Origin of the sequence: Amycolatopsis sp. NPDC050768 (assembly GCF_040654155.1) — a bacterium.
In the GTDB taxonomy this organism is placed as follows: Bacteria; Actinomycetota; Actinomycetes; order Mycobacteriales; family Pseudonocardiaceae; genus Amycolatopsis.
Genome location: NZ_JBFAHL010000006.1, coordinates 66900 through 82625, shown reverse-complemented (window position 1 = coordinate 82625; position 15726 = coordinate 66900). Strand labels below are relative to the sequence as shown.

The 15726-nt window shown below is 72.3% G+C and carries 15 protein-coding genes; 10 read left to right on the top strand and 5 right to left on the bottom strand.

Annotation, left to right across the window (positions count from 1 at the left end):
- Positions 1-258 precede the first annotated feature (258 nt).
- The 4 genes from AB0H62_RS19045 to AB0H62_RS19030 are packed head-to-tail and all read left to right on the top strand — an operon-like array spanning position 259 to position 3983.
- Positions 259-1092 (top strand): ABC transporter permease, encoded by an 834-nt coding sequence (locus tag AB0H62_RS19045; protein ID WP_220240944.1) that lies wholly within the window; start codon positions 259-261, stop codon positions 1090-1092.
- Positions 1077-1805 carry an ABC transporter ATP-binding protein gene (locus AB0H62_RS19040; protein ID WP_220240942.1) on the top strand — a complete coding sequence of 243 codons (729 nt, stop codon included), beginning with the start codon at positions 1077-1079 and terminating at the stop codon, positions 1803-1805. The genes AB0H62_RS19045 and AB0H62_RS19040 overlap by 16 nt, the downstream gene beginning before the upstream one ends.
- Positions 1806-1830: 25 nt before the next feature.
- Positions 1831-2826 carry an ABC transporter substrate-binding protein gene (locus AB0H62_RS19035; protein ID WP_360587564.1) on the top strand — a complete coding sequence of 332 codons (996 nt, stop codon included), beginning with the start codon at positions 1831-1833 and terminating at the stop codon, positions 2824-2826.
- Complete coding sequence (locus AB0H62_RS19030; RefSeq protein ID WP_220240940.1) at positions 2823-3983, top strand: LLM class flavin-dependent oxidoreductase; 1161 nt, start codon at positions 2823-2825, stop codon at positions 3981-3983. Before AB0H62_RS19035 ends, AB0H62_RS19030 begins: the two co-directional genes overlap by 4 nt.
- A 1-nt stretch (position 3984) precedes the next feature.
- Here AB0H62_RS19030 and AB0H62_RS19025 read toward each other — a convergent pair whose 3' ends face one another.
- The 4 genes from AB0H62_RS19025 to AB0H62_RS19010 form a co-directional block, all read right to left on the bottom strand.
- Positions 3985-4596: a class F sortase gene (locus AB0H62_RS19025; RefSeq protein ID WP_360587169.1), complete on the bottom strand. Its 612-nt coding sequence runs from the start codon at positions 4594-4596 to the stop codon at positions 3985-3987.
- Positions 4586-5446, bottom strand: a complete 861-nt coding sequence (locus tag AB0H62_RS19020) for a DUF4397 domain-containing protein (protein WP_360587167.1) — start codon at positions 5444-5446, stop codon at positions 4586-4588. Before AB0H62_RS19020 ends, AB0H62_RS19025 begins: the two co-directional genes overlap by 11 nt.
- 21 nt (positions 5447-5467) lie before the next feature.
- Entirely contained in the window at positions 5468-7306 is a 1839-nt protein-coding gene (locus AB0H62_RS19015; RefSeq protein WP_360587165.1) for a phospholipid carrier-dependent glycosyltransferase, read from the bottom strand.
- 111 nt (positions 7307-7417) lie between these two features.
- Positions 7418-8176, bottom strand: a complete 759-nt coding sequence (locus AB0H62_RS19010) for an IclR family transcriptional regulator (protein ID WP_360587163.1) — start codon at positions 8174-8176, stop codon at positions 7418-7420.
- A gap of 41 nt (positions 8177-8217) precedes the next feature.
- Here AB0H62_RS19010 and AB0H62_RS19005 point away from each other — a divergent pair, with 41 nt between their 5' ends.
- Complete coding sequence (locus AB0H62_RS19005; RefSeq protein ID WP_220240932.1) at positions 8218-9120, top strand: acetaldehyde dehydrogenase (acetylating); 903 nt, start codon at positions 8218-8220, stop codon at positions 9118-9120.
- Positions 9117-10166: a 4-hydroxy-2-oxovalerate aldolase gene (dmpG, locus tag AB0H62_RS19000; RefSeq protein ID WP_360587161.1), complete on the top strand. Its 1050-nt coding sequence runs from the start codon at positions 9117-9119 to the stop codon at positions 10164-10166. Before AB0H62_RS19005 ends, dmpG begins: the two co-directional genes overlap by 4 nt.
- 11 nt (positions 10167-10177) lie before the next feature.
- Here the strand turns inward: dmpG and AB0H62_RS18995 are convergent, their stop codons facing one another.
- Positions 10178-10774: a TetR/AcrR family transcriptional regulator gene (locus AB0H62_RS18995; protein ID WP_354875906.1), complete on the bottom strand. Its 597-nt coding sequence runs from the start codon at positions 10772-10774 to the stop codon at positions 10178-10180.
- Positions 10775-10863: 89 nt separating this feature from the next.
- On the opposite strand from AB0H62_RS18995, the gene AB0H62_RS18990 reads away from it, so the two are divergent.
- The 4 genes from AB0H62_RS18990 to AB0H62_RS18975 all read left to right on the top strand — a co-directional run bounded on the left by AB0H62_RS18990 (position 10864) and on the right by AB0H62_RS18975 (position 15700).
- Entirely contained in the window at positions 10864-11790 is a 927-nt protein-coding gene (locus AB0H62_RS18990; RefSeq protein ID WP_220240926.1) for an oxygenase MpaB family protein, read from the top strand.
- A gap of 15 nt (positions 11791-11805) precedes the next feature.
- Positions 11806-12831, top strand: coding sequence for an LLM class F420-dependent oxidoreductase (locus AB0H62_RS18985; RefSeq protein WP_360587158.1), 1026 nt, complete (start codon positions 11806-11808; stop codon positions 12829-12831).
- Between the two features lie 134 nt (positions 12832-12965).
- The gene (locus tag AB0H62_RS18980; protein ID WP_220240922.1) at positions 12966-14285 is read left to right on the top strand and encodes an MFS transporter; all 1320 of its coding nucleotides are present in this window, start codon (positions 12966-12968) and stop codon (positions 14283-14285) included.
- Positions 14282-15700 carry an aminotransferase class V-fold PLP-dependent enzyme gene (locus tag AB0H62_RS18975; protein ID WP_360587155.1) on the top strand — a complete coding sequence of 473 codons (1419 nt, stop codon included), beginning with the start codon at positions 14282-14284 and terminating at the stop codon, positions 15698-15700. Before AB0H62_RS18980 ends, AB0H62_RS18975 begins: the two co-directional genes overlap by 4 nt.
- Positions 15701-15726: the final 26 nt, after the last annotated feature.

The window sequence follows — 15726 nt, the reverse complement described above, 5'->3', positions numbered from 1 at the left end:
GTCCCACTCCTCGGATCTCCCGTGCCTTTCTGAGCGCCCACAAGCGGAACAAGCGCCGCACCGGTTCCAGTGCCTGGGAGCCGGCGCGGGCTTTGTTGACGCGGTCCGCCGGATCGGGTGAAGCTCGGGGCATGAACCTCGGCGCGCTGCTCGTGAGCCGCCTGCACGTCGACCTCCGGCAGCAGGCGAGCGCGATCTGCCGTCCGCGCTGAGCAGTTCCCCTTTCCCTGTAGCAAAACCCGTACCCGGGAGAAATCCGTGTCGATTTCCACCACGGGTGTGCTGACGCGCGCCCGAAAATCCGAAGCCACCGGGCCGCCGAGGCCCGCGCAACGGCCGTCCCGGCGCCGAGTTTCCCTCCGCCGCTGGATCAGCCCGGTCGTGCTCGTGGTCGCGTGGCAGCTCGCGAGCTCCACCGGCGTGCTGCCGCCTGAGAAGCTCAGCGCCCCGTGGACGGTGCTGACCAGCGCGTTCGACCTCGCCCGCACCGGTGAACTGGGCAACGCGTTCGTCGTTTCGCTCGGCCGGGTCGGGGCGGGGTTCGCGATCGGCGCCGTCGCCGGCGTGCTGCTCGGGATCGTCGCAGGGCTGTCGCGGTGGGGCGAGGCGCTGGTCGACCCGCCCGTGCAGATGCTGCGGACACTGCCGTTCCTCGGACTGATCCCGTTGTTCATCCTGTGGTTCGGGATCGGCGAGGAGACAAAGATCGTGCTCGTGGCCCTCGGGGTCGCGTTCCCGCTCTACCTGAATGTCCACTCGGGAATCCGCACGGCCGACGCCCGGCTGGTCGAAGCCACGCGCGCACTGGGATTCACGCGGGGCGAACGGCTGTGGCACGTGATCCTGCCCGGCGCGCTGCCGCAGGCGCTGGTCGGGCTGCGGCAGTCGCTCGGGCTCGCGTGGCTGGCGCTGATCGTCGGCGAAACCGTGAACGCCGACGCCGGCCTGGGCTACCTGATCAACAACGCCCGTGAGTTCCTGCGCACGGATGTCGTAGTGGTCGGCCTGATCGTCTACGCGATCCTCGGCCTCGCGACCGACGCGCTGGTGCGGGTTCTGGAACGGAGGGCGCTGCGATGGCTGGTCCCGTGACGCCGGTGGTCGCGGTGCGCGACCTGACGAAACGGTTCGGCGAGCGCACTGTCCTCGACGGACTCGAGCTCGAGATCGGTCGCGGCGAGTTCGTCGCGCTGCTCGGCCGCAGCGGCTCGGGCAAGTCGACGCTGCTGCGCGTTCTTGCCGGGCTCGACACGGAAATCGACGGCACCGCGCGCGTCGAGGGCACCGTGTCGGTCGCGTTCCAGCAGCCGCGCCTGCTGCCGTGGCGCAAGGTCTGGCGCAACGTCGTGCTCGGCCTGCGCCGCGACGGTGAGAACCGCTCGCGCGACCGCCGCGTCGCCGAGCAGGCACTGGAAGAAGTAAGGCTGTCCGGGCACGAGGACGACTGGCCGCTGACGCTGTCCGGCGGTGAGGCACAACGGGTTTCGCTCGCCCGCGCGCTCGTGCGCGAGCCGGACCTGCTGCTGCTCGACGAACCGTTCGGCGCGCTCGACGCGCTGACCCGCCTCGCGATGCACCGGCTCGTCGAACGGCTGTGGCGCACGCACGAACCCGCGGTGCTGCTCGTGACCCACGACGTCGACGAGGCACTGCTGCTCGCCGACCGCGTGCTGGTCCTCGACGAGGGCCGCATCGTCTCCGAACACGTCCTCGGCCACCCGCGGCCGAGGACGGCCACCGACCACGCCGACGTGCGCTCACGCGTGCTGGCCGACCTGGGAGTGACCGAAGGTGCACCTGCGTAACCCCGCCCGCAAAACCGCACTCGCGCTGGCCGTGGCCGTAGCGCTCGGCGGGCTCACCGCCTGCTCGTCCTCCGGGGCGGCGACCGGACCCGCGCCCGTGCCCGCCCCCGTCTCGGCGGCCGACCTGGCGAAGGTGACGCTGCGCGTCGGAGACCAGAAGGGCGGCGTGAAGTCGCTGCTCACGGCGGCGAACCTGCTGTCCGACGTGCCATACCGCATCGAGTGGTCCACGTTCACCTCCGGCCCGCCGCTGCTGGAGGCGGCCTCGGCCGGCGCGATCGACGTCGGCCGCGTCGGCAACACCCCGCCCCTCTTCGCGGCCGCGGCGAAAGCGAAGATCTCGGTGGTCAGCGTCGCGAAGAGCAACGTCGAGCGCGAGGCCATCCTGGTGCCGCCGGACTCGCAGCTGAAGGACGTGGCTTCCTTGCGGGGCAAGACGATCGCGGTGTCGAAGGGCAGCTCCGCCCACGGGCAGCTGCTGAACACGCTCAAGCGGGCGGGAATGTCCACGAAGGACGTGAAGCTGTCGTTCCTTCAGCCGTCGGAGGCATACGCGGCGTTCACCCAGCACCAGGTGGACGCGTGGGCGATCTGGGACCCCTACACGGCCCAGGCGCAGCTCGACGCGCACGCCCGCGTGCTTTCCGACGGACGCGGCAGCTCCAACGGCCTCGCGTTCGAGACCGCGAGCACCGCCGCACTCGCCGATCCGGGACGCAACTCCGCCATCCAGGACTTCGTGAAGCGCGTGGTCAAGGCGCAGCTGTGGGCGAACAGCCACCGCGACGCGTGGGCGAAGGCGTGGGCCGCCGAGACAGGCCTGGAGCCCGCCGTGGCGCAGAAGGCCGTGTCCGCCGGACGCGACGAGCCGATCCCGCTCGACGACTCGGTCGTCGCGTCGGAGCAGCGGCTCGCCGACGCCTTCACCGAAGACGGCACCCTGCCCGGCAAGGTCGATTTCGCGGCGTTCGCCGACCGCCGCTACGGGCCCGACATCGAAGCCGTGAGGAGCAACGGATGAGCCTGAAACTGCACTGGTTCCTGCCGACCAGCGGCGACGGTCGCACGATCGTGGAACGCTTCCACGCCAACAAGTCCCTGGGCCGAACCGCGCAGCGACCGGCGGATGTCGACTACCTCGCCCAGATCGCGCGGGCGGCCGAGCAGCTCGGGTTCGAGGGCGTGCTCACGCCCACCGGCACGTGGTGCGAGGACGCGTGGCTCACCACGGCCGCGCTGATCCGCGAGACGCGCCGGCTTAAGTTCCTCGTCGCGTTCCGGCCCGGCGTCATCTCGCCGACGCTGGCGGCGCAGATGGCGGGCACCTTCCAGCGCTTGTCGTCGGGCCGGGTGCTGCTCAACATCGTGACCGGCGGCGACGCGGTGGAGCAGCGCCGCTTCGGCGACTGGCACGACCACGACGCCCGCTACGCCCGCACCGACGAGTTCCTCACGATCGTGCGCGGCGTGTGGTCGGGCCGCCCGTTCGACTTCTCCGGCGAGCACCTGGAGGTCGCGGGTGCGACGACGCTGGCCGCGCCCGATCCGGTGCCACCGCTGTACTTCGGCGGCTCGTCGCCCGCCGCGCTGCCGGTGGCCGCGCGCCACGCCGACGTCTACCTGACGTGGGGCGAGCCGCCCACGCAGGTCGCGGAGAAGATCGGGAAGGTGCGCGCGCTGGCCGCGGCCGAAGGCCGGACCGTCCGGTTCGGCGTCCGCCTGCACACCATCGCGCGCGACACGTCGGCCGAGGCGTGGGCCGAAGCGCAGCGCCTGCTCGACGCTCTCGACCCCGCGCAGGTCGCGCAGGCACAGGCCCAGCTCGCCGCCAGCGAGTCGGAGGGCCAGCGCCGCATGGTCGCGCTGCACGGCGGCCGCCTCGACGCGGGTGCGCGCGGGCTCGAGATCCACCCGCACCTGTGGGCCGGCATCGGCCTCGTGCGCGGCGGCGCGGGCACCGCGCTGGTCGGCAGCCACGAGGAGATCGCCGACCTCATCGAGGAGTACCACGCGGTGGGCGTCTCGGAGTTCGTGCTGTCCGGCTACCCGCACCTGGAGGAGGCGTACTGGTTCGGCGAGGGCGTGCGGCCGGCGCTGGCCCGCCGCGGTCTGCTGGCCGACGAGCCTGTGCTGCGGTTCGAGGAGGAGCTCGCGCAACGAAGTGTGGCGGCCCAGTAGGTCAGATCCAGCGGGTCGAGGCGTAGACCACCACGTTGTCGCGATAGGACCGGGCGGCGGCGTCGAAGGCGCCGCCGCAGGTGATCAGGCGCAGCGCGGCACCCGGGGCGGGGCCGTACACGGCGTCGGTCGGGAAGGCGTCCTTCGGGTAGCGCTGCACGGCATCGACGACGAAGCGGGCGGCGCCGCCGTCGGAGCGTTCGACGCGGACCTCGTCTCCGGGCTGAAGCTCGCGCAGGCGGAAGAACGGCGCCGGGCCGGACCGGGAGTCCACGTGGGCGGCGATGACCGCCGGCCCGGGGTCACCCGGTGCCGGGCCGGCGGCGTACCAGCCGATGTCGTCGAAGCTCTCCGGCGCCTGCAGCTCGTGCGCCGGGCCGAGGACGAGCGGGACCAGCCCGCGCACGTCGACCCCGATCGCCGGGATCGTCAGGCGGACCGGGCTCACGCTCGCCGCGGGAGGCAGCGGCCCGACGCTGCCGGCCGGTTCGGTGGCTGTTGCCGCCGGAGGGGAGACGGACGTCGTCGCGGAGACCACTGTGGACGGTGCGGGCGTGCACGCGGCGCAGACTAGCGCGACCGCGCAGCACAGCCGGATCAGGTCAGCGCGCACGGCCTTCCCGAATCCGCCGGACCAGCGGCGTGAGCACCAGTACGAGCAGGAACACCCCGACGCCGCCCGCGAACCACGGTTCGGAGTGGTCGCCGCCGGACGCCGTGCCGCCGCCCCCGGTCTCGACGCCGAGCTTCGGCGGGTTCGGCAGGTTGGCGCCGTCGGAGATCGGGGTCGCCTTCAGCGTTCCGTTGTCCTGCGTCACGAGCAACGTGGTCGACGAACCGGCCGCCACGGGGACGTCGGCGTTCGCCTTGACACTGCCGCTCGTCAGCTGCAGGGGCACGGTGCCCTCCGGCACTTCGGCGTACGGCGTGGTGTCGCCGTAGGCCGCGTTCGTGGCGAGCGTCATGCCGTCCGGCCCGCCGACGCTCACCGGCGCGGGTGTCGCCGACCCCTCGACCACGCGTACGCGGCCCTTGCCCGCGCCCGGCGCGGTGAGATCGTCGGTCACGAGGGCGCCGTGCAGCGTCCCGTCCGGACCGTTCTCGAACACCAGCAGCGAGTAGGCGGTCTGCTGTTCCACGGAGATCGTCGCGCTGAGTGCGGGCACGGTCGTCGGCGCGGCGTCGGCGGGCCGCATCGAGAGCGTGTACTGGCCCGGGTCGAGCGACGAGTACGGCGTGACGGCGCCGTAGCCCGCCTTGCGGATCACCACCTTCTCGGGCTGCCCGAACGGCGCGAAGTAGATGTCGACCGGCGGTACACCCGGCGACAGGTGCCCGACGCGGATCCAGCCGACGCCGGGTCCGGGGCCGGTGGCCGCTCCCGCGGCGGGAGTGGTCGTGAGAAGCAGCAGCCCGGCGGCCGCGAGGAGACCGGTGGGTCTCAAAAGGGTTCGAAGGCGCATTGGAGGTGACCTTTCGGAGGATCAGGGTGCGGTGAAGGAGGTGAGCAGGCCGGGCGGGGCGAACGGCGGGTACGTGACGAGCACGCCGCCGGCCGTCCGCACGACCGACGCCGGGCGGAACACGGCGCGCTGCCCGGCGTAGAACCGGGTGGCCGCGTCGTCGGCGCCGGTGACGAGCACCTGCCGGCGCGGCTGCCCCGCCGCGTCCTCGCCGGGCACGGGCGGGAACGCCGCGACCCGCACCGGCTGCTGCGACGCGAACGCCGCCAGCGTCGAGATCAGCCGGGGATCGAGATCGCCCCGGCCGAGCACGGCACGTGTTTCCGGCACGCAGTTCACGCGTCCGGACCTGGTGAGCGCGGCACCCGCGTGGGCCCGCGCGGTCTTCTCGCCGTTCTCGTCCGGCACGAGCACGGGCGGCCCGAGCCGGGCGACGGTGACCTGTCCCGCGCCGCTGCCGAACACCGCGGCCGCGTCGGGGGAGTCCACTGTGGAGGACTGGGCCAGCGCCCGTGGGGTGAGGGCAGCCCAGTCCGGTGGCGGGTTCGCGTCGGCCGTCGTGACGAGCAGCCCGGTCGGCCAGCCGCCCGCGGCGAGCGTGGTCCAGGTGGCGTCGTCGACGAGCACGCGGGAGCCCTCCGCGTTGGCCTGCAACCAGGTGCGGGCCTCGATCGCCGGGTCCGGGCTCGCGGGCCCGGGGCGCAGCGCGGTGAACCCGTACGTCCAGCTCAGCGCGAACGCCGCGGTCAGGACCACCACGCCCACGGCGACGCCGGCCCGGGCGGGAGCGCGCCGGTGCTCCGGTTCGTGGTGCGCGGAAACCACGGCGTGCGCCACTCCGGCCGCGACCAGCGGAGTGAGGGGCAGCAGCAGGGCCAGCACCGCGCTGGCCGGCAACCCGGGGACCGCGAGCAGACCGGCCACGAAGATGCCGGACACCGCGAGCGGGCGCACCGTCGCGACGAACAGGCCGGCGATCAACGCGAGCGCCGATACCGCCATGAGGGCCGGATCGAAAACCAGCCACCTGGGCAGGGCCGGCTCGCCGCCGGTGGCGAGAGCGGGGCGTAACCACGCGGACAGCGGCCCGAAGGCGAGGCCGAGGCCGAGGTTCACCACCACGGCGACGAGCCCGGCCCGCACTGGAGAACGCCGCAGCAGCAGCCAGCCCGCGGCAGGCAGGAACAGCAGCGTGAGTGGTGAGGTCAGCACGGCGGCCAGCAGGCACCCCGCGCCCAGCAGGTCCTGGGCAAGGCCGTGGCGCGCAGGTCCACTGTGGTCGCCGGCGGCGTGAGAAGGACGGAGAGGTGCGGCGACGAGACACAGCCCGGCCAGTGCCCACATCACCGCGAGGTGCTCGACGACCACCACGTGCTGCAGCTCGATCGCCAGCGGCGACACGGCGAGCAGCACGGCGGCGACCAGGCCCGCCCAGCGCGGAAGGCCGAGCCGGCGGGCGAGGAGCCACACCAGCACCGTCGTCACCACCGTGGCGACGATCATCGCCTCGCGCACGGCGGCGACCGGCGTCGCCGCGCGGTCGAAGGCGTGGGACAACATCGTGTACCCGGCGAGCTGCAGCTGCCCGAACGGGCTGGCGCCGGCCGTGGTCGTACCGCCGTACGCCGTGAGGTGGCCGAGCGCGTAGGCGCGGGCGACGGTCGTGGCTTCTCCGGGCAGGGCGGGCGTGGTGGCCGCGAGGTAGACCACGCGCAGACCACCGGCGAGGGCGAGCAGACCGAGCACGAGATCGAGCGACAGCAGCCGGGTTCCGGCCGCCGCGACGGGATCGCGGCGGATCCTGGAGATCGGCGTGGGGGACCGGCCCGGGAACGTGATCCCCCAGCTCTGCTGGGCCATCCGGACGATCGTAGTTACGGAGAATCACGAGACCAGACCTCCGCCCCTGACGTCATCCGAACGGCCTAACCCTCACGCAACCCGTTGTGCGGCAGGAATTTTTCCGACTGCTCAGGTCTGGACAAACGAACGGGACAACGCGAGCGCGACCGTGCGCACCGCCGGGGCGACACGCTCCGTGCGCATCCGGGTCGCCCAGCCGGTGATGGAGATCGCCGCGACCACCATGCCCGCGGCGTCGAGCAGGGGACTCGCGGCACAGACCACTCCGACGCCGGACTCCTCTCGTTCGAACGCCACGCCCTCGGCGTGGATGCGCGCGAGCTGGCGGCGCAGCAATCCCGGTGCGGTGATGGTGCGCCGGCTGATGCGGGGGAGACCGGCGTCGATCACCCGCGCCACCAACGGTTCCGGCGAGAACGCGAGGATGGCCTTCCCGACGCCGGTGGCGTGGGCCGGGAAGCGGCCGCCGATGCGGGACGGTACATCGGGGGCGTCCGGGCCACGCAGCACGTCGAGGTAGACCACCTCGGTGCCCTCCAGCACGGCGAGGTGCACGGTGTTGCGCGTGGCCTCGCGCAGGTCGGCCAGCGACGGGCGGGCGGCCTCGACCAGACCACGGCGCCGGATCGCGAGCTGGCCGATCTCGAACAGCCGCAGCCCGAGCCGCAGCGCGGTGCCGTCGGGTTCGAGCAGGCCGGTGTCGCAGAGGTGGCGGGTCAGGCGGTGCACGGTCGTCTTCGCCAGCCCCGTCCGCCGCGCCAGCTCCGACACGCCGACGGTGTCGTCGCCCGGGCGGAAGGCACCCAGGATCGCCGCGACGCGCGAGGCGACCAGGCCTTCGCCGCCGTTCCGTCCAGTGGTACGCACGGGTTGAGTGTGCACCGCCGCGGCGAGGACCGTCGGAAAACATGGCGGAACGCAAGGTGACGGCCGCGATCGTCGGCCCCGGCAACATCGGCATGGACCTGCTGGCGAAGCTGCGGCGCAGCGAGAAGATCGACGTGCGGTACATGGTCGGCGTCGACCCGGCGTCCGACGGGCTCGCCCGCGCGGCGCGACTCGGCCTGGAGACTTCGGCGGACGGCGTCGACTGGCTCCTGCGCCAAGCCGAACTTCCGCAGCTCGTTTTCGAGGCGACGTCGGCGAAAGCGCACCTCGCGCACGCGCCGCGCTACGCCGAAGCGGGCATCCGCTCGATCGACCTGACGCCCGCGGCCGTCGGCCCGTTCACCTGCCCCGCGGTGACTCCGCCGGAGCGGCTCGACGTGCCGGACCTCAACCTCATCACCTGCGGCGGCCAGGCGACGATCCCCATTGTGCACGCCGTCGCCCGCGTGACTCCGGTGCCGTACGCGGAGATCGTCGCGTCCGTGTCCTCGCGCTCGGCGGGCCCGGGCACGCGCGCGAACATCGACGAGTTCACCGAAACAACCGCGCGGGGCCTCGAAGAGGTCGGCGGCGCCGCGAAGGGCAAGGCGATCATCGTCATCAACCCGATGGACCCGCCCATGATCATGCGCGACACTGTGTTCTGCGCGGTCGGCGCCGAAGCGGACTTCGCGGCGATCACCGACTCGATCCACCGCATGGTCGCCGAGGTCCGCCGGTACGTGCCCGGCTACACGCTCAAAGCCGATCCGCAGTTCGACCCGCCGCGTCCCGAGTGGAACGGCGTCGCGCGCGTCGGCGTGTTCCTCGAAGTCGCGGGCAACGGCGACTACCTGCCGACCTACGCCGGCAACCTCGACATCATGACGGCCGCCGCGGCCCGCGTCGGCGACCTGGTGGCCGCGGAGCTGGTGTCGGCATGAGCGCGCTCATCCGGAAGCAGCCGGCGAAGAACGCGCCGGTGCGACTGGTCGACACCACCCTGCGCGACGGCAGCCACGCCATGGCCCACCGCTTCACCGAACGCCAGGTGCGCGACACCGTGCGCGCGCTGGATGACGAGATCTCGCTCATCGAGGTGACCCACGGCGACGGGCTCGGTGGTTCGACCTTCACCTACGGCTTCTCCCTCACCGACGAACGCGAGCTGATCGCCGCCGCCGTCGACGAGGCGAACGACGCCAAGATCGCGGTGCTCCTGCTGCCCGGGCTCGGCACCGTCACCGACCTGCGCGTCGCCGCGGACCTCGGCGCCGGCGCCGCCCGCATCGCCACGCACTGCACCGAAGCCGACGTTTCCGTGCAGCACTTCGGCGCGGCCCGCGACCTCGGTCTGGAAACCGTGGGATTCCTGATGCTGGCGCACCTGGCGGCGCCCGAGCACCTCGCGAAGCAGGCGCGGATCATGGCCGACGCCGGCTGCCAGTGCGTCTACGTGGTCGATTCCGCCGGCGCGCTCATCCTCGACGAAGCCGCCGATCGCGTCGCCGCGCTCGTCGCGGAGCTGGGCGACGACGCCCAGGTCGGCTACCACGGTCACCAGAACCTCAGCTTCGGCGTCGCCAACTCCGTGCTCGCCTACCGCGCCGGCGCGCGGCAGATCGACGGTTCCCTCGCCGCCCTCGGCGCGGGCGCGGGGAACTCGCCGACCGAGGTGCTCGCGGCGACGTTCGAACGCCTCGGCGTTCCGACCGGCGTCGACAAGGACGTGCTGATGGCCGCGGCCGAGAACGTCGTGAAGAAGTACCTGACCCGGCTGCCGGTGATGGACCGCTCGTCGATCGTGCAGGGCTTCGCCGGCGTGTACTCGAGTTTCCTGCTGCACGCCGAGCGCGCGGCGCAACGCTACGGCGTGCCGGCGCACGAGATCCTCTACCGCGTCGGCGCGGAGCGCTACGTCGGCGGCCAGGAGGACATGATCATCGACATCGCGTTGCGGCTGCGGGCGGAACGAGCCTCGGCACGATGAGCTGGGTGAGCTCAGTGATCGAACTCGTCCGCTCCGAGCACCAGCCGGACGCAGTGCGCGACGAGCCGTTCGCGGCTCACCCGCAGCGTGCCGTCGAGGTAGGCGATGAATACGTTGCTCAGCGCCCCGACCAGCCCGATCGACACCAGCTGCCGGTCGGTCTCGTCGCCGTGCGAGAGCTGTTCGCCGACGAGCGCCGCGAACGCCGGCAACAGGTGCAGGCCGCGGCGAGTCAGTGCGGGATCGGTCAGTGGCGCCAGCAACAGCACCCGGCCCTGGCGCGGGTCGTCGACCAGGAGGGCCACGAACGCCCGCACCGCGCGTTCCGCCCGCTGCCGCGGATCGGGTGCGTCGCGGATCGCGTCGACCAAAGCCTGGCGCGCCCGCTCGCCGACGTGCTCGTACACGGCCGCGACGAGTTCCTCGCGGTCGGCGAAGCTCTCGTAGAAGTAGCGCTCGGTCAGGTGGGCCTGGCGGCAGACCGCGCGCACGCTGACGGCCGCGGAGCCCTCGGTGCCGAGCAGGTCGAGGCCCGCGGCGACCAGCTGGTCCCGCCGTGCCGCTTTCCGATCGTCCAGCGTCGTGCCCGCCCACGTGCGGCCCGGCATATCCACTCCCGTAGTTGACCACGCCCGTTGTCACATCCTAACCTGACAACAGGCGTAGTCAGTTCATCGACCCGACCGCAGGAGCCGCCATGCCGGGGGAGGAACCCGAACCGCTGGGACCGGACTCGCTCACGTGGCGCTACTTCGGCGACTGGCGGGGGCTGCTGATCGCCCTGTGGGCCGGGTCGATGCAGAACATGCACCCGGGTCTGGGCGCCGGCGTCGAGCAGCATTCGCGGTTCTTCGAGGAACGCTGGCAACGGCTGTTCCGCTCGCTCTACCCGATCGGCGGCGTGGTCTACGACGGCCCGCTCGCCCACCGGACCGCGCTCGAGGTGCGCGGGTACCACGACCGCATCAAGGGCGTCGACGCGAAAGGCCGCCGCTACCACGCGCTCGACCCGGACACGTTCTACTGGGCCCACTCCACGTTCTTCGTCAGCACGATCCTCATCGCCGACCACTTCATGGGCGGCATCGGCGAAGAGGAGAAGCGCAAGCTGTTCGACGAACACGTGCGCTGGTGGCGGATGTACGACATGACGATGCGGCCGGTCCCCGAGTCCTGGGAGGACTTCCGGCGGTACTGGAAGCACATGTGCGCCGAGGTCCTGGAAGACAACAAGGCCACGCGCGACGTCCTGGATCTGCGCGGCATCGCGAAACCGCCGAACCTGGCGTGGCTGCCCGACCTGCTGTGGCGGCCCGTCTCGGCGGTGATCGCGAAGCGGTTCGTCTGGCTCACGGTCGGGCTCTACGACCCGGAGATCCGCGACCTACTCGGCTTCACCTGGACTGCGCTCGACGAACGCCGGCACCGCTTCGCCGGGCGCGCGATCAACGCCGTGTTCTCCCTCGTCCCGCACGACCGCCGCTACCACCCGCGGGCGCGCGCCGGCCGGCGCCGGGCAAGGGGTGAGGTGGCCGCGGGCGCGCCCGTGGTCGAGACTCCACGGAGGAACCTGCCGCCCGTGGGGGAACGCGGCAAGCCGGAGCACTACTCGCCGAACATCTGAAGCCCGGAGGGCCGTATGAAGCTGGGTTACCACCTCGGGTACTGGGGGAGCGGCCCGACGCCGGGCGCGCTGGAGGCCGTGCTCGAGGCCGAGCGCCTCGGGTTCGACTCGGTGTGGTCGGCGGAGGCCTACGGCTCCGACGCGTTCACCCCGCTCGCGTGGGCCGGTGCGTCGACCAGCCGCGTGAAGCTCGGCACCAACATCGTGCAGATGTCCGCGCGCACGCCCACCGCCACCGCGATGACGGCGCTGACGCTCGACCACCTCTCCGGCGGCCGGTTCGTGCTCGGGCTCGGTGCGTCGGGCCCGCAGGTGGTGGAGGGCTGGTACGGCCAGCCGTACCCGAAGCCGCTGGCCCGCACCCGCGAGTACGTAGCGATCATCCGCCAGGCGCTGGCGCGCGAGGCACCCGTGACGCTCGACGGGCAGTTCTACCAGCTGCCGCTGCAAGGGGGAGCGGGGCTGGGCAAGGCGCTCAAGCCGACCGTGCACCCGCTACGCGCCGACCTCCCGATCTACCTCGCGGCCGAGGGCCCCAAGAACGTCGCGCTGTCGGCGGAGATCTGCGACGGCTGGCTGCCGCTGTTCTTCTCGCCCAAGGCCGACGCGTTCTACCGGGCCGCGCTCGCCGAGGGGTTCGCCCGGCCGGGTGCCCGGCGCAAGCCCGAGGACTTCGAGGTGCCCGCGTCGGTGCCGGTGATCGTCCACGACGACGTGGAGGAGGCGGCGAGCTGGATCAAGCCGGCGCTCGCGTTGTACATCGGCGGCATGGGCGCCAAGGCCGTGAACTTCCACCACGACGTGTTCGCACGCCTGGGTTACGAGGAGGTGGCCGACAAGGTGCAGGAGCTCTACCTCGCCGGGCGCAAGGACGAGGCCGTCGCCGCGATCCCGACGTCGCTCGTGGAGGACACCTCGCTCGTCGGCCCGGCCGCGAAGATCCGCGAGGAGCTCGCTGCCTGGGAGGACACTGTGGTCACGACGCTGCTGCTGCGCGGCGACGCGGGGTCGCTGGCGAAGGTGGCCGAAGCCCTGTCGTGAGCAGGGCACGGGGCGAGGTCGGCCCGGTACTCGCGGTGCATTACGACGGTGGCACGATTCCCTCCGACCACTACCGGGGAACGGCGAAGATCCACTAGGTATTGCGTTCGTCGGACCGCCCTCGAGGAGGACCCTTGGCGCCGCTGCCCCGCCGGACGCGTTTCCGTTACTCGCTCGGCTCGTTCGTCACCGGATCTTTCGGCACCGTGCCGGGCCTGTTGCTCCTGCCGTACCTCACGGACACGATGGCCGTGCCTGCCGCGGCGGCCGGCGTGATCGTGTTCGTGCCGAAGGCGTGGGACGTGGTGTTCAACCCGATCGCGGGCCGGCTGTCCGACGCGGACCTCGTGCGGACAGGCAGCCGGCGGCGGTTCCTGCTGGGCGGCGGCGTCGGCGTCGCGATCCTGTTTTTCGCGTTGTTCGCGCACCCGGGCTTCGGCAAGCCGGCGATCGACGCGACCTACGTGGTGATCGTGTTCTTCCTGTGTGCCACGGCGTACGCGTTCTTCCAGGTACCGTTCAACGCGCTGCCGGCCGAGCTCACGGACTCGGCCGAGGAACGCACGAAGCTCACCAGCGTGCGTATCGGCGTGCTAGCCGTGGCGATCCTCGTGTCCGGCGGCGCCGCCCCGGCGATCACGGACATCCTCGAAGGCGTGGCCGGCTACCGGGTTATGGGCCTTGTGATGGCCGTGATCATCCTGCTCGCCACCCTGGGTGTCTACTTCGGTCTGCGCGGCGCACCCGTCGGTTCGCTGCGGCCCAACGCCGTGAGCTTCAAGCAGCTGATCCGCACGATCGCGCAGTGGCGCCCGTTCTGCTGGCTGATGGGCTCGTACTTCATCCAAGCGCTGGGCATCGGCACGGTGCTCGCCGCGATCCCGTACTTCGCCGAGCACGTGCTGGGCGACCCGAGCTACCGCACGGTGCTGTTCGTGGGCTTCGTCGGCCCGGCGCTGATCACGATGCCGCTGTGGCCGCGGCTGGGGCACCGTTGGGGCAAGCTCGTCGGCTTCCGCATCGCGACGGTCTCGTTCACCGTCGGCCTGCTCGGGATCCTGTTCGCCAAGGACATCCCGTTCGCGGTGACGATGGTGTTCGTCGCGCTGTCGGGCATCGGGTACGCCGGGATCTCCGTGTTCCCGCTGGCGATCCTGCCCGACCTCATCAGTGCCGAAGAGGAACGCACCGGCGAGACCCGCGCGGGCATCACGGCCGGCGTGTGGACGGCGTCGGAGACGCTGGGTCTGGCGCTCGGCCCGGGCCTGTTCGGGCTGGTGCTGCAGGCCGGCGGCTACGTGTCGAGCACCGACGCGACGACCGCGCAGCCGTCCTCGGCGATCACGGCCATCACCGTGGGCACCTCGGTGTTGCCGGCGGTGCTCATCGCGCTGGCGATCCCGCTGCTGCGCCGCAAGGTGCTCGAGCCGCGGCCGGTGGAGCCGCAGCGGTGACCGACGCCCTGGCCGAGCTGCGGGCGCTGCGCGCGGGCGACCTGCCGACGCACGGCGGGCACACGCTCGCCTACGTCTACGACAGCGGTCTGTCCGAAGTGGACGAGATCGCGGCGGCCGCGCACGCGCTCGCGTCGTCGGCCAACGGCCTGGACCCCACGGCGTTCCCGAGCCTGCTGCGCCTGGAGAACGACCTCGTCGGGCGCGCGGCGGGACTCCTCGGCGGAACCGCGGAAACGGTCGGCACGGTGACGTCCGGCGGCACCGAGTCGTGCCTGCTCGCGGTGCTGGCCGCGCGGGACGCGCGGCCGGACATCACCGCGCCGAGCATCGTGCTGCCCGACACCGCGCACGCGGCGTTCCACAAGGCCGCGCACCTGTTCGGGTTGCGCAAGATCGTGGTGCCGGTCGACGCGAAGACCTTCCGCGCGGTGCCCGACGCGATGGCGGCGGCAATCGACGAGTCCACCGTGCTCGTCGTGGCGAGCGCGCCTTCCTACGCCCACGGCGTGGTCGACCCGATCCCGGAGATCGCGGCCGCCGCGGCCGCTCGCGGTGTGCGGATGCACGTGGACGCGTGCATCGGCGGCTGGGTGCTGCCGTACTTCGCGAAGCTGGGCGCGGACGTGCCGCCGTTCGACTTCCGCGTGCCGGGCGTCACGAGCATCTCGGTGGACCTGCACAAGTACGCCTACTGTGCGAAGGGCGTCTCGGTGCTCCTGCACGCGAACGCCGAGCTGCGGCGCACGCACTACTTCGCCAGCGCGGCCTGGCCGGGCTACACGATGCTGAACCCGACGCTGCAGAGCACCCGCTCCGGCGGCCCGCTCGCGGCCGCGTGGGCCGTGGTGAACCACCTCGGCGAGGACGGCTACCTGCGCCTCGCGGAGGTGACCCGCGAGGCCGTGACCCGGATCCGCGCGGGGGTCGAGACCCTGCCGGGCCTGCGGGTCCTGGGCGACCCGGACTCGACGCTGATCGCCTTCGCCACGACCGGCACTGCCGACGACGGGTTCGACCTGTTCACGGTCGCGGACGAGATGAAGGTCCGCGGCTGGTACGTACAGCCGCAGTTCGCCCACGGCGACTCGCCGCTGAACCTGCACCTCACGATCACGGCCGCGAACCACGGCAGCGAGGCAGAGTTCCTCGCGGACCTGACCGCCTCGGTCGCCTCGGCGCGCGAAGCCGGCCCGACGTCGGTGGACCCGGACGTGGCCGCGTTCGTGGCGGCGCTGGACCCGGAAACCCTGACGGCGGAGCAGTTCGCGGGCCTGCTCGCCGCCGCCGGCCTCGTCGGCGACGCCGGCCTGCCCGAGCGGATGGCACCGATCAACGCACTGCTGGCGACAGCGGCGGAACCGCTGCGGGAACGGCTGCTGCTGGAGTTCCTCGGCGCGCTCTACACGCCCTGACCGGCTGGCCCGGGCGTGAACCCGGG